We start from the raw sequence: 12,966 nt of genomic DNA, 5'->3' as shown, positions 1-12,966 counted from the left end.
CTTGGCCACAGATGCTCGCGTCCACTGTGCAGTTCTCAAACAACGACCAGTCACACACCCTCAATGATCCGAAGACCACCTCAAGTGAGGCCGCCCCCGCCGGGGCGGCCGTCCGGGCCTGAACCGGGGCGGCCGCCCGGCTTTTGATCGGCGTCGGGGCACGGGAGTCGAACAACGGAGGCTCGGCCGGCGGTCCGTCGTGGCGGCGCTTCCGGGGCCGATGGCGGTCCTTGCGCCGCCGTCGGTCGTCCGGTTAGCGTGACAGTCGATCCGGGATCTTCGACAGGCGAATTCGGCCGCCCGGTCGCTGGTTTCCGGTACGCCGCGGTCGTCCGGTGCCGGTCCGGTGGTCGAGCCGTTCCGATGTCCGTCACCGGTTCCGCACCGCTCCGGGCCCCGTTCCGCGGCGGCCCGCGGCCGGCCGGCGCCGGCCGGGCCCCACCGCCCCACGGTGCGGTCGCGGGCCGCGTGGTTCCGGGCCCCCGTGTCGGCCGTCCCATCCGCCTTTTCCCCAAACCCCGTGCCAAGGGAGAGTCATGTCCGAATCGGCCCGTCCGGTCCACAGCTGGGACGAGTTCACCACTCTGCGGGAGATCGTGGTCGGGACCGCCGTCGGCGCCCGGCTGCCCGAGCAGACCGAGCCGTCCTCCTGGCTGTCCTGCTTCCCGAAGACCAGCGCCGCCGACCTCGCCTCGATCGAGGTCGGCCCCTACTCCCGGCAGGTCGTCGAGGAGACCGAGGAGGACCTGGACGCCCTGGTGGCCACCCTGCGCGGCCTCGGCGTCACCGTCCACCAGCCCGAGGCGGTCGACCACGCGGCCGCGTTCGCCTCCCCGCTCTGGAAGGCCGACGGGGGCTTCCACTCCTACTGTCCCCGGGACCTGACCCTGGTGGTCGGCGAGACGCTGATCGAGGTGGCGAGCCCGATGCGGCAGCGCTACTTCGAGGTCTTCGGGCTGCGCGGCCTCTTCCAGGACTACCTGCGCCGCGGGGCCCACTGGCTCGCCGCCCCCCGGCCCCGACTGGCCGACGAGCTCTTCGAGTTCGACGAGGACGGCCTGCCGCTGCTGGGCGAGGCGGAGCCGGTCTTCGACGCCGCGAACGTGCTGCGGCTCGGCCGGGACGTGTTCTACCAGGTCTCCCGCAGCGGGAACGAACTCGGCCTGCGGTGGCTGGAGTCCACCCTCGGGCTGCTCGGCGACGGCGGCCTGCGGCTGCACCCGCTGCGCGACATCTACGGGTACACCCACATCGACAGCACCATCGCGCTGCTGCGGCCGGGGCTGGTGCTGCTCAACCCCGAGCGGATCGGCCCGGACACCGTCCCGGAGCCGCTGAAGGGCTGGGACGTCCTGTGGTGCCCGCCGGCCGAGCCCTCCGGCGACGCGCCCGAGCACGCGCTCAGCGAGAGCTGGATCAGCATGAACCTGCTGATGGTCTCGCCCGACACGGCGATCGTCGAGTCCGGCCAGGAGAGCCTGATCAAGCTGCTGGAGCACGCCGGGATCACCGTCCTGCCGCACCGGCTGCGGCACTCCCGGGTGCTCGGCGGCGGCTTCCACTGCGTCACCCTGGACGTGCGGCGCGACGGCGGGCTGGAGGACTACCTGTCCTGACCGGGGCCCGGGCCGGTCAGGGTTCGCGGGCCGGCCCGGTCAGGGCTTGCGGGCCAGCCCGCAGGAGATCAGCCGCTCCCACACCGACAGGGCGCCCTCGTCGGCCGGGACGTCGCCGGGCCCGCCGCCCGGAGCCGGCTCCGGGCGCCACAGCGAGCAGGGGACCAGCCCGGGGTCGAGCAGTTCGAGCCCGCCGAACAGCCCGAGGATCTCCTCGTCGGTGCGCCAGCGGCCGCGGCCGAAGCTCTCCTGGAGCTTGCGTTCCATCCGGGCGGTCTCCTCGCTCCCGTCGTCCCCGGCGGAACGGAAGTGGGAGATGTAGACCAGGCTGCCGGAGGGCACCCGGTCCGTCCACCAGCGCACCAGGTCCGCGGGCCGCTCGGCGTCCTCGACATGGTGCAGGATCGCGCTGAAGACCACCCCCACCGGTTCGTCGAAGTCGATCAGCCGCCGGACGTCGGGGTCGTCGACGATCTCCCGCGGCCGCAGCAGGTCCTTCGCGACCAGCGTGGTGCCGGGATCGCCGGCCAGCAGGGCGCGGCCGTGGTCGAGCACGGTCGGATCGTTGTCCACGTAGACGACGCGGGCCCCGGCGCCGTGCCGCTGGGCGGCCTGGTGCACGTTCTCGGCGGTCGGCAGGCCGCTGCCCATGTCCACGAACTGGCGGATGCCGTCCCGGGCCATCGCGCCCACCGCGCGGACCATGGCCCGGCGGTTGGCGAACGGCATGGCCACCGAACCGGGCAGGTCCCGGAGGAAGAAGTCGCCGACCTCGCGGTCGACCGGGTAGTTGTCGGTGCCGCCGAGCAGGTAGTCGTAGACGCGCGCGATGCTCGGCTTCGACTGGTCGATCCTGGTGGTGCGATCGGTCATGGGCGTCAACCCGTCCCTGGGAACCGTCCGTTGTCGCATCGATCGTAGGAGAACCGTCCCCGTACGGTCCGTCACCACGCGCGGACGCGCCCGGTCACTGCCGCGGACGGGGACCCTCGCGCCCGCGCGGGACTCCGGCCAGCAGGCCCGACACCAGGACGGACAGCGGGTGGTCCGGGCCGACCGTCCCGGTCAGCCGGTCGAGGACGGCCCGGTACCCCGCGACGGCCCCGGCCCGGTCGCCGCACGCCTCGTCGACCCGGGCCAGGGCGGCGCGGCTGCCGAGGGTGTCCGGGTGGTCCGCGCCCAGCAGGCGGGTGCGCTGCTCCACCACGGCGGTGAGCAGCGACCGGGCCCGCGGCAGGTCGCCCGCGGCCCGGCAGGCCACCCCGAGGTTGTTGCGGGTGAGCACGGTCTCGCGGCTCTCCGGCCCGAGCAGCCGCTCCTGCTCGGCCAGCACCGTCTCGAACAGGGGGACGGCCAGGGCGGACTCGCCCCGCCCGTGGTGGGCGGCGGCGAGGTTCCCGGCGCTGCGCAGGGTGTCCGGGTGCAGCGGGCCGAGGACCTCGCGGCGCCGGCGCAGGACCTCCTCGAACAGGGCGAGCGCCCGCTCCGGCTCTCCGGCCGCGTCGTGGGCGGAGGCCATCATGGAGAGGCTGACCAGGGTGTCGGGGTGCGCCGGGCCGAGCACACCGGTGCGCTGCGCCAGTGTCGTGCGGCAGAGCTCGAACCCGGTCGCGACGTCACCGGTCGTCAGGCAGAGGTGGGCGAGGTTGCTCCCGCTGAGCAGGGTGTCGGGGTGCTCCTCGCCCAGGGCGGCCGTCCGCCGGGTCAGGACGTCCCGGTAGATCTCCCGCGCCCGGTCGAGGTCGCCTGCCACGTCGTGGGCGTACCCGAGGTTGCCCAGGCAGCTGAGGGTGTCGGGGTGCTCGGGGCCGGCGAGTTCCTCGAAGCCGGCCAGCGCCTCCCGGTAGAGGGCGATCGCCTGCCGGTAGCGGCCCGTGCTCTCGTACGCCCCGGCGAGGTTGTTGCGCAGCCGCAGGCCGTCGATCCCGGGCGGGGCGTCGGTGCCGGTGCCGGTGCGGCCGGGGATCCGTCGCAGCAGGTCCTCGTAGATCCGCACGGCCCGGTCGCTCCGGCCGAGGGCGGCGTGGGCGCCCGCGAGGTCGCTCAGCAGGGCGAGGGTCCTGCGGTGCTCCGGGCCGAGGGCGTCCCGGCTGTCGGCGGCGGCCCGCTCGTACTCCTCGACCGCCTGCCGGACGCTGCCCCGGGCCTGGTGGGCGGAGGCGAGGCTGCCGCGGATGTTGAGGGTGGTGAGGTGCCCGGCGCCGTGGACCCGCAGGCTCCGCTCCAGGAGCGGTCCGAGGAGTTCGGCGCTCCGCTCGGGCCGGCCGGCCGCCAGGTGGACCCGGGCGACGGCGCCGGTGGCCACCAGCACGGACGGGTCCTCGGGCCCGGACCCGTTGCGCAGGTGGGCCTCGTACCCTTCGTACAGCGGCAGAGCCCGGACGGTCTGCCCGCGCTCCTCCAGGTGCAGGGCGGCGTCGGCGTACAGGGTGGACAGCGCGGTGTCGCAGGTGTCCCGCGGGTCGGTCGCGGCCAGGGCGCGGACCTGGCCGACCAGCCGGGCCAGCTCGGCGGCGTCGGCCTCCGTCCCGGGCCCGCCCGGCCGGACGGCCCGCAGCAGGGCCCGTTCGGCCTCGGGCCGGCCCCGGGGAGCGGCCCCCGCCGGACGCCGGGCGAGGGCGTCGGTCCGCAGCACGCCCTGGACCAGCCGGTGCACCCGGACGTCGCGCCAGGCGTAGCCGATCATGCTGTAGGCGTGCAGGACGCCGAGCGCGTCGTCGGCCGCGAGCTCGTCCGGGGCCAGCCGGGAGACGAGGTCGCGCGGGCAGCCGTCGGCGTCGAGCCAGGCGAGGGCGTACAGGAGGTCGACCGCGACCGGATCCTCGTCGGCGACCGCCGCCAGGGTGACCTGCCACACCCCGGCGACGGTGCGCTGCGGGTCCCGGCCGGCGGGGGTCCTGGACAGGTGGAGCCCGAGCCGGTGGCGGTAGGAGGCGACCGTGGCGCGGGTCCGGCGCAGGTAGGCGCCCGCCTGGTCGAGGGCGAGCGGGAGGCCGCCGAGGTCCCGGGCCAGCCGCCCGACCTCCCAGCGCGTCCCGTCGGACCCGTCCCACGCGGAGACGACGGACCACAGCAGCTCGGCGGCCTGCTCCCGGGGGAGGACGTCCAGGGGGAGCAGCGCGCCCTCGGAGGCGACACCGACCGCCTCCCAGTCGTCGGCGAGCCGGGTGGTGACCAGGTGGTGCCCGCCGGTGAGGCTGCCCAGGAAGGGCGCGAGGAGCGCCGGGTCCTCGACGTCGTCGTACACCAGCAGCCAGTCGCTGTGGTGCCGGAGCCAGGCCAGGGCCCAGGCGGTCAGCTCCGGCGGACGCGCCGTCGCCGCCCAGGCGGGGGCCAGCTGGCGGGCGATCCCGGCCAGGGCCTCCTCGACGGCCCCCGGGGCGGAGGCCTCGATCCACCACACCAGGTCGTACGAGGTGCGGAAGGTCTGGGCGTACTGCCGTACCAGGGTGCTCTTGCCGACCCCGCCCAGCCCGTGGACCACCGCCGTCGCGGCGCCCGGCCCGGTGCTTCCGGCGGTCAGGGCCTCCCGCAGCGCGGCCAGTTCCCGCTCCCGGCCGGTGAAGCGGCCGTTCGGCCGGAGCAGGTGGACGACGTCGACGGCCGGGGTGTCGGCCGCGGAGCGCAGGGCCTCGGCGGGCAGCACGACCGTGGTGACCTGGGTGACCATCACGCCGTCGTTGGAACTGTGGAAGTTGGCGATCTGCCCGGCCCCGCTGAAGCTGTGGGTGGGCGAGGTCACCGGGCGTCGTCCCCGCGCAGGACGGTCCTGGTGCTCATCGTCCCGCTGTTGTGACCGGTGTTGACGACGGCCCCCGGGCCGTTCACCACGACGCTGACCGGGGCGGGCTCCGGCCGCGGCAGCAGCGCGGCCAGCTCCGCCAGCAGCTCCGGGTCCTGGCGCAGCGTGCGCCGGACGGCCTGGCGCAGCGCGCCCCGGGCGTCGGCGCCCGCGTCCTCCTCCGCCGCCTCCAGGACGTCCCGTTCCAGATCCTCGCGCTGCCGCTCGTCGCGCCGGTGCCAGACGCGCTGGAGGATGCGCGTGCCCAGGCCCACGGTGGCGGTCGCGGCCGCGTCCTGCGCCTGCGTCAGCACCGCGTCGCCGTAGGCGGCGAGCGCGGCGCCGATCGGCGGGCCCGCCAACTCCATGAACGCGTCGAGCTCCATGGGCTCCCCCTCGAAATCCCGGGCCGTGGTGGCCGGTTGCCATGAGTGGGCCACAGCGTAGGCAACCCGCGGGCGCACCGGGCCCCGGACGGGCGAAACGGCCGGTCTCGATCCGGTGTCGGCCGGCTGACAGTGCCGGGTGGCAGAGTTCGGCCCATGAATCTCACGACCACGCTGCACAGTTGGGACGAGTCCGTCGCCCTCTTCGAGCGCCGCGGCCTGCCCGTCTCCTCGTACGAGAACCTCTACGAGGAGCCCTACGACGTCCACGCCGGCGCCCTGTCGGTCGACGGGCACCTCGACCTCGACGCCCTGGACCTCTACGGCACCGGCTGCGTCGTGGACGGCGACCTCGACGTCAGCGGCGCCGTCCTGAACATCGACGACGGCTGCCCCGCGCTGATCGTGCTCGGCGACCTCCGGGCGGCCGCCGTCTTCCTGGAGGGCGACGCCAAGCTGCTGGTCCGCGGCAGCGTCCACGTGGAGGCCTTCGTCGGCAACATGACGGACAAGCTGGTGATGCTCCACGGGGACCTGCACGCCCGGGTCACCGTGCTGTCCGCCGGGTTCGAGCCGGACCTGGTCGAAGGCACCCTGCACGGTGCCGTCCTGGCGCCCGCCTACCTCGCCGCCGACTACCCGGCCTCCGGCGGCGCCGAGACGGTGCTGGTGCCCGAGGTCCTGTGCGCCGGCGCCGACGACGACCCCGAGGACCAGGGCGTGTTCGACGCCCCCGGCGTCCACGGCGGCCGCCTGCTGCGCCGCATCGAGGACGGCCTGCCCGTCACCCTCGCCGCCGGCCGGTGAGCGGGATGTCCGGAGCGGCCACCCCGCTCCGTGGCGCAGACTGGGACGAGTACTTTTCATACCGGAGGATGGATTCTCATGGCTGACCGGCCGCTGACGCTGATGGCGGTACACGCCCACCCCGACGACGAGGCCACCGGGACGGGGGGTGTCCTCGCCCGGTACGCGGCGGAGGGTATCCGCACGGTGCTCGTCACGTGTACGGACGGACGTTGCGGCGACGCTCCGGGAGGGGTCAAGCCGGGCGAGCCCGGGCACGACCCGGAGGCCGTCGCGGCGATGCGCCGGCAGGAACTGGAGGCCAGTTGCGAGGTGCTGAAGGTCACTCACCTGGAGCTGCTGGAGTACGCCGACTCCGGGATGATGGGCTGGGCGAGCAACGAGGAGCCCGGCTCGTTCTGGCGCACGCCGGTGGCGGAGGGCGCCGCCCGCCTCGCCGAACTGATCCGGCACTACCGGCCCGACGTGGTCGTCACCTACGACGAGAACGGGTTCTACGGCCACCCCGACCACATCCAGGCGCACCGGATCACCATGGCGGCGCTGGAGCTGACCGACGAGCTGACGCCGAAGGTCTACTGGACGACGGCGCCGCGCTCGGGCATGCGGCGGTTCGCGGAGGCCATGCGCGAGTTCGGCGCGGACTGGGAGGACGCGGGCCCGGCGGAGACGGGCGAGATCGCCGGGGCGGGAGGCGCGGCCGAGGCACCGGAGCTGCCCGAGCTGCCCGAGATCGGCCTGCCCGACGAGGAGATCACCACCTGGGTGGACACCACCGCGTTCTGCGGCCGGAAGTTCGACGCCCTGGCCGCGCACGCCAGCCAGGGGGAGAACATCTTCTTCCTGAAGATGGGCAAGGAGCGGTTCACCGAGCTGATGGGCGTGGAGACCTTCGTGCGGGTCAAGGACTCCACCGGCGCGGCCGTCCCGGAGAACGACCTCTTCGCCGGGCTGCGCTGATGCCCCGGCGCGCGGTACGGACCCGGCCTGGTCCGTACCGCGCGCCGGCCACCGGCCACCGGCGGCCGGCTACCGGTGGCCGTCCCGCAGGGCGCGCTCCACGGTCCGCAGGGCGGTGGCCGACTGCTCCCAGCCGTGCCACCAGAACAGCCCGCCCTCCCGGCTCGCCCCGGCGGCGAGCGCCACCAGGTGGGCCCACGGCCCGGCCGGGATGCCGAACCGCGGCCGGGCGGCGAGCTCCCGGGCCGCGTCGACGCCGACCGGGACCATGCCGAGCAGCGGGAACGGTTCGCCGTCCGCCCTCCGACCGGTGCCGTGGAGCATCGGGTGCAGGGTGACCGGGTCGAGCAGCAGGGTGAGTTCGGCGGACGGCAGCGGCTCCGGTCCGTCCCGCCAGCCGAGCCGCCGGCCGTCCGCCTCGGCCTTGGTGACGGGCCGGCCGTCGAGCACGACGCCGTCCGCCGTCACGCGCAGTTCGGCGCCGCCGGGCCGGCCGGGCAGCCGTAGCCGGTAGTCCCCGTGGAGGCACGGGGGCGCCTCGGCCACCGCCGCGGTGAAGGGGACGGTGAGGTCGTCCACCTCGAAGCCCGCCGGTCCGATCACCACCGCGGCGGTGACGGGCTCGCCGTCGACGGTGACGCGCAGCCGCGGGGCCGAGCCCGGGGTGCCGGGCGAGACGTCCACCCGCACGCCCCCGACCCGGTACCCGCCGACCAGGTCGGCGAGCGGTGGCAGTTCCGGCAGCGGGTACTCGGTCAGGCACACCGCGGCGCCGTCGACGGTGCCGGTCAGCCGGCGCAGTCCGTCGCGGCCGGACTCCGGCCGCAGCTCGCCGCCGGGCCGGCCGTCCGCGCCGGGCCAGCGCAGCACGCCGCGGGAGTAGACCGGGTCGGGGACGCGCCGGCCGTCGACGTGGACCCGGTGCCGGGGCGGGTCGGTGGCGCGGCCCAGGACGTAGACCGAGAGGCCGCCGTCCGCGGTGCCGTACAGGCCCGTCCACGGGTACAGGGCCCCGGCGAGAACGGCGTCCAGGTCGCGCCGGATCGACGGCCAGCCCGCCGAGCCGTCCCGCGCCAGCCGGCGGGCCTCCGACTTGCGGGTGAGCAGGGTGCGCAGCCGGCGGGCCTCCTCCGGCCCGGGCGGCCGGTGGACGCCCCGGGCGGCGGCCTGCAGGGCCAGGTCCTCGCGCCGGGCCAGCAGGGCGCGCTCGGCCGGTCCGAGGTCCGGCGGGGCCCAGTCGGCCACGGCGGCCGCGGGCTCGCGGACGTAGTGCTCGCGCAGGGCGCTGTCCTCGCCGAGGGCCAGGGCGAAGCGGGCGCCGGGGGTGTCCTCCTGCCAGTGGAAACCGGCCGGGACACGGAAGCCGGCGAAGCCGCGCAGGGCGGCGAGTTCGCGCGGTCCGTACGCGTCGACGACCCGCAGCGGGCCGTCCGGTGGGCGGACCCGCCGGCCGGGGCCGAGCAGGCCGAGGCGTTCGAGCATGTCCGGGTCGGCCGGGGCGGCGACGGCGGGCGGCAGGTACCAGGTGGAGGCGCTGGTGACGGTGCGCTGTACGGCTCGGTCACGCAGGGCGGCGACGGTGTGCCGGGCGGTGACGGGGTCCAGGCCCCGGTAGCGGGCGCCGGTGTAGTTGACCACGGTGTGGTCCGGCCCGTAGGCCTCCTCCAGCCGGTCCAGCAGCACCGGCAGGTGGCGGTTGGTGAACCCGGCGCGCCGGTAGTCGAGTTCGCCGACGATGCCGACCTGCCAGAGCACCAGGTGCAGGCCGGGGTCGATGCGCCGGCCGCGGATCAGCAGGTCGGTGGCCTCGAAGGTCTGCATGCCGGGGGTGCTCGGGTCCACGCCGAGGTCGGCGCAGAGCACGTCCAGGGCGCTGATGCCCGGCCGCATCACGGCGGTGTGGCCCTCGCGGCGGGCGATCCGCACGGCCCGGTGGCTGGACAGCACGAAGATGCCGGGGTGGCCGTAGAAGACGGCCGCCACGCGCCGTCCGGCGCGGACGAAGTGCAGCACCGCCTCGGACATCTGGACGTACGTCAGGTAGCGGTCCTTGGCGTCGTCGTACAGGACGCCGAGGTCGTAGGCGTCCGGGCGCCAGGCGTTGATCCGCACGACCGTGGCGGGGTCGGCCACGCAGTGCAGGACCACGTCGGCCTCGCGGAGCAGTCGCTCGTCGGCCCGGGTGAAGCCGGCGGCCTCGATGCCGGAGCCGAGGACGGTCAACTCGCCCTTGCGGCTGGCCGGTTCACCGTTCGGTGGGCCTGCCTCGGCGATCGCGCGGGCGAGGTCGGCCCACCGTTCCTGGTGCTCACGGCGGGAGGGGAAGCGGTCGAAGGGGCGCGTGTAGCGGTGCGCGGCGGGGCGGTCGGCGTCCATGCGGCGGGTGTGGGCCTCGGCGGGCCTCAGCGGGCGTCGAGGCCGGGCAGGTCGACGACGATCGCCTGGGTCACCTGCGGGGGCAGCGGGTCCACCAGGAACTCCGGGTCGAGCTGGACCGGCGGGTCGAACTCGAAGACGGCCTGGGTGCTCTGCGGCGGGGTCATCAGGATCGGCGCGGCGGCGCCGAGCGCGTCCGGAGCCGGGGCGTCCGCGGCGGCGTCGCCGTCCAGGAGCAGGTCGATGTCCACGTCGACGTCCACGACGTCCACGACGTCCACGACGTCCACGAGGTCCACGACGTCGACGGGCGGGGTGCTGGCGGTCAGGGTGGTCACGGCGGTCACTCGTCCCCTCGGAGCCACGGGCGGAAGCGGGTTCATGCTACTGAACGGGAGTTCGGCCGGACAGGGGTTCGGCGGACGGGGGCAGCGGTGTGCCGGCCGGGCGGCGAGGGGCCGCACGGCCGGCACTGGGGGGCACCGTCGTCCGGGGGCGGACGACGTCAGAGCGCTGCCAGGGCGATCGGGGCGGCCACCTGGGCGACGCTGGCGAGGTCGTCCCAGAAGCTGTCGGCCTCGATGCCGGGAGCCTGTCCCAGGGCGCCGCCGGTGTGACCGGTGCGGTCGACCGGCGGGGCGAGCCTCGGGAGCTGCGGGGTGGGGGACCACGCCCGGTGTTCGTCGTGGAGCTCTTCCGTGGTCATGGTCGTGCTTCCCTTCTCGTGTGCTGGTTCCGTGGGGCGGACGGCGCGGGGCGGACCTGCTCGGAGGCCCGGGCCGGGGCCGTCCGGTGTGACTGGTGGGGATCAGCGGCGGCCTCCGATGGCGGGGGGTGGCGGCAGGCAGCCGGGGGTGGGGGCACCGCCGCAGGCCCAGGGGGCCGGGTCCGCGAAACTCGGGCCGTAGAGACCCCCGGGGCCGTCCATGATCAGTGTGGTCGGTAGAGCCGGCGGTGCCTGGACGGCCGAGTCCTCGGAGTCCGCGGGGACGGCGTCGACCGAGGCGCGGGTCCGCGGCGGCCGGCCGGTGAATCCCATGATCACATTGCTGGGCGGCATGGCCGCGTTCTGAACGCCGTCCACGCTGACGGCTTCCTTGACCACCTTCAGACAGGCCTCGTAGCCGACCGTTCGGTCGATCGGCGGCACCTGGGGCGGCGGCTGCTCGAGCATGGTTCTGCCTCTCCTGTTCGGAGCTCCGGTGGCCGGTTCCGCGCGGTGGCGTCACCGGGCGGCGGGGCCGGCGACGGACCGCTCGAGAACCGTCGCCGGCGCGTGGTGCCGTGTCAGAAGAGCTTCGGGATCACCTGCAGGGCGGTGTTGGCGAGCTGGTCCCAGAAGGCGTCGGCCTCGACGCCCGGGGCCTGCCCCAGGGCACCGCCGGTGTGACCGGTACGGTCGACCGGCGGGGCCAGCTTCGGGAGTTGCGGGGTGGGGGACCACGTCCGGTGGTCCTCACGGAATTCTTCGTGGATCATTTCTGCTCATCCCTTCTCGTGTGAGGGCGGTGCGCCCGTCGTCCGTCGGGCCCGTGGGGGACGGGTCGTCAGAGGGCGGCGTAGCACATGCTCCGGGCCGGTCCGGAGAGACTGGAACAGGCCGACCTGGACGCCGCGACGCCGGGGCCGCCGGCCTGTCGGCCGGACTCCTCCGGGCCGTCCCGGTGGATCGGTGGAGCCAGGACCGGCAGGTTGGGCGTGGGCTTGGGGAGCCGTGCGGGGGATTTCATGGTCCGCCTCCTCCTGACGGGCGGCGTGGGGTCCTTCGGCGGGCGCGGGCACCGGCGGTGCCGTGGCGCTCAGGACTCCAGGAACTGGTGGGCCGGCGCCAGGGTGACGGGGAACTCGTCGCTGACGTCGATCGTGAACAGCATGTTGACCCGCGCGTGCCGGTCGTCCTCGGGGTCGAAGAAGCCCACCTTGACGTCCTGGCAGTCCGAGCCCATGCGGCAGTAGGGGCTCTTCGTGACGGAGATCGTGTCGATGCAGTACAGGGAGACCTGCTCGTCGGCCCTGGTCACGGTGCTGGGGATGCTCTGGCCCAGGAGCATGGCCTTGCTGATGGTCTCGGCGACCGAGAAGGCGTTGGTGCCCGCGGAGTTCAGCGCCCGGTCTGCGGAGGTCTGCCCGAGGTTGCGGAACTGGTAGTAGACCTTGTCCAGGAACGCGTCCATGGTCTTGCGGACATAGGCCTCGTCGACCGTCAGGGAGTCCCGTGCGGCGTTCTGCAGGACGGCCGTCACCACGGCGTCCACCAGCTGCTTCTGGTACCAGATGTAGATGCCGCGGCTCTTGACCTCGACGACGGGCACGACCTGCCCGGAGAACAGCCGGACGGTGCGGTCGGTCAGCCGGCCGGGGACCGAGATCCGGGAGATGTAGCCGTCCTCGTCCTGGGTGAACCTGTGGTGGCCGAGGTACGCGTCCCGGAACGACCGGTAGACGGTGGACACCGGCGGCGGCGGCGCGGCGAGTGCCAGCAGGAGGTCCGCGAGCCGGGCGCGGTCGTCGATGAGCGCCTCCACGTCCTGCTTGGTCGCCCCGACGTCCACGACGGGCACACTGCTCCAGTCCATGCCGGCCGCGGTCTCGGCCTCCAGCGCGTAGATCGGCGTGCTCTCCAGGTTCAGCGTCCAGGTGACCTTGTCGGAGGCCCACGGGTTGGCGGTCAGGTACCGGTGCAACTGCTCGGCGTCGTAGGGATTGGCGGGCAGCTCCTTCGTCTGTTCCGGATGGCCCTCGACGTCCCGTTCGACGGGCTCCATCAGCTGACGGAAGCTGTCCCGGCGGGCCTCGGTCTGGAAGTCCACGCCGACCTGGCCGATCGCGAAGACCAGCGGGCGGTTGTTGGTGGAGGCGCAGGAGGGCCGGACGCCGCCGCCCGCCGGCCCGGCTGCCGAGGGCCCGCCGCCCTGGCACGCGCAGGGGGCCGCCGGGGCCTGGCCGAGCGCCAGGTGCAGCATGACGATGGAGTCCTTGCCGCCGGAGAACAGGATCACCGGGCGTTCGAACTCCCCCGCGACCTCGCGGAAGATGTGCA

The 12,966-nt window shown here is 74.7% G+C and carries 13 protein-coding genes and 1 pseudogene; 3 read left to right on the top strand and 11 right to left on the bottom strand.

Going from position 1 to position 12,966, the window contains the following annotated elements; all coding sequences use genetic code 11:
- Positions 1 to 536 precede the first annotated feature (536 nt).
- A complete protein-coding gene (locus tag AB0E96_RS30040) occupies positions 537 to 1,616 on the top strand; it encodes an inosamine-phosphate amidinotransferase 1 (RefSeq protein WP_359828924.1) in 1,080 nt (359 codons plus the stop codon).
- Between the two features lie 39 nt (positions 1,617 to 1,655).
- On the opposite strand, the gene AB0E96_RS30035 is transcribed toward AB0E96_RS30040, so the two are convergent.
- The 3 genes from AB0E96_RS30035 to AB0E96_RS30025 all read right to left on the bottom strand — a co-directional run bounded on the left by AB0E96_RS30035 (position 1,656) and on the right by AB0E96_RS30025 (position 5,783).
- Complete coding sequence (locus AB0E96_RS30035) at positions 1,656 to 2,489, bottom strand: SAM-dependent methyltransferase (RefSeq protein ID WP_359828923.1); 834 nt, start codon at positions 2,487 to 2,489, stop codon at positions 1,656 to 1,658.
- A 94-nt stretch (positions 2,490 to 2,583) separates the two neighbouring features.
- Positions 2,584 to 5,358 (bottom strand): tetratricopeptide repeat protein, encoded by a 2,775-nt coding sequence (locus AB0E96_RS30030; protein WP_359828922.1) that lies wholly within the window; start codon positions 5,356 to 5,358, stop codon positions 2,584 to 2,586.
- On the bottom strand, positions 5,355 to 5,783 hold the full coding sequence (locus AB0E96_RS30025) for a hypothetical protein (RefSeq protein ID WP_359828921.1): 429 nt from the start codon (positions 5,781 to 5,783) through the stop codon (positions 5,355 to 5,357). The genes AB0E96_RS30030 and AB0E96_RS30025 overlap by 4 nt, the downstream gene beginning before the upstream one ends.
- A gap of 156 nt (positions 5,784 to 5,939) precedes the next feature.
- Here AB0E96_RS30025 and AB0E96_RS30020 point away from each other — a divergent pair, with 156 nt between their 5' ends.
- Together AB0E96_RS30020 and AB0E96_RS30015 are read left to right on the top strand one after the other, a co-directional pair.
- The gene (locus AB0E96_RS30020; RefSeq protein WP_359828920.1) at positions 5,940 to 6,590 is read left to right on the top strand and encodes a hypothetical protein; all 651 of its coding nucleotides are present in this window, start codon (positions 5,940 to 5,942) and stop codon (positions 6,588 to 6,590) included.
- A 78-nt stretch (positions 6,591 to 6,668) separates the two neighbouring features.
- Positions 6,669 to 7,550, top strand: coding sequence for a PIG-L family deacetylase (locus AB0E96_RS30015; RefSeq protein WP_359828919.1), 882 nt, complete (start codon positions 6,669 to 6,671; stop codon positions 7,548 to 7,550).
- Between the two features lie 69 nt (positions 7,551 to 7,619).
- Here the strand turns inward: AB0E96_RS30015 and AB0E96_RS30010 are convergent, their stop codons facing one another.
- From AB0E96_RS30010 to AB0E96_RS29975, 8 genes and pseudogenes are all read right to left on the bottom strand, one after another.
- Positions 7,620 to 9,926 carry an SAM-dependent methyltransferase gene (locus AB0E96_RS30010; RefSeq protein ID WP_359828918.1) on the bottom strand — a complete coding sequence of 769 codons (2,307 nt, stop codon included), beginning with the start codon at positions 9,924 to 9,926 and terminating at the stop codon, positions 7,620 to 7,622.
- A 26-nt stretch (positions 9,927 to 9,952) separates the two neighbouring features.
- Positions 9,953 to 10,264, bottom strand: a complete 312-nt coding sequence (locus AB0E96_RS30005; RefSeq protein WP_359828917.1) for a hypothetical protein — start codon at positions 10,262 to 10,264, stop codon at positions 9,953 to 9,955.
- 167 nt (positions 10,265 to 10,431) lie between these two features.
- Positions 10,432 to 10,632: a hypothetical protein gene (locus AB0E96_RS30000; protein ID WP_359828916.1), complete on the bottom strand. Its 201-nt coding sequence runs from the start codon at positions 10,630 to 10,632 to the stop codon at positions 10,432 to 10,434.
- 102 nt (positions 10,633 to 10,734) lie between these two features.
- Positions 10,735 to 11,100 carry a hypothetical protein gene (locus AB0E96_RS29995; protein WP_359828915.1) on the bottom strand — a complete coding sequence of 122 codons (366 nt, stop codon included), beginning with the start codon at positions 11,098 to 11,100 and terminating at the stop codon, positions 10,735 to 10,737.
- A gap of 113 nt (positions 11,101 to 11,213) precedes the next feature.
- Positions 11,214 to 11,405 carry a hypothetical protein gene (locus AB0E96_RS29990; protein WP_359828914.1) on the bottom strand — a complete coding sequence of 64 codons (192 nt, stop codon included), beginning with the start codon at positions 11,403 to 11,405 and terminating at the stop codon, positions 11,214 to 11,216.
- A 68-nt stretch (positions 11,406 to 11,473) separates the two neighbouring features.
- Positions 11,474 to 11,656 (bottom strand): hypothetical protein, encoded by a 183-nt coding sequence (locus AB0E96_RS29985; RefSeq protein WP_359828913.1) that lies wholly within the window; start codon positions 11,654 to 11,656, stop codon positions 11,474 to 11,476.
- Positions 11,657 to 11,725: 69 nt separating this feature from the next.
- Entirely contained in the window at positions 11,726 to 12,889 is a 1,164-nt protein-coding gene (locus tag AB0E96_RS29980; RefSeq protein ID WP_359828925.1) for a hypothetical protein, read from the bottom strand.
- A pseudogene (locus tag AB0E96_RS29975) lies at positions 12,872 to 12,966 on the bottom strand (sulfate adenylyltransferase small subunit); the annotation flags it as partial. The gene AB0E96_RS29980 and the pseudogene AB0E96_RS29975, both read right to left, overlap by 18 nt.

The organism is Kitasatospora sp. NPDC036755 (assembly GCF_040636595.1).
Classification (GTDB): domain Bacteria; phylum Actinomycetota; class Actinomycetes; order Streptomycetales; family Streptomycetaceae; genus Kitasatospora.
The sequence above is the reverse complement of the archived record's forward strand: the minus strand, read 5'-3'. Positions and strand labels throughout refer to the sequence as shown.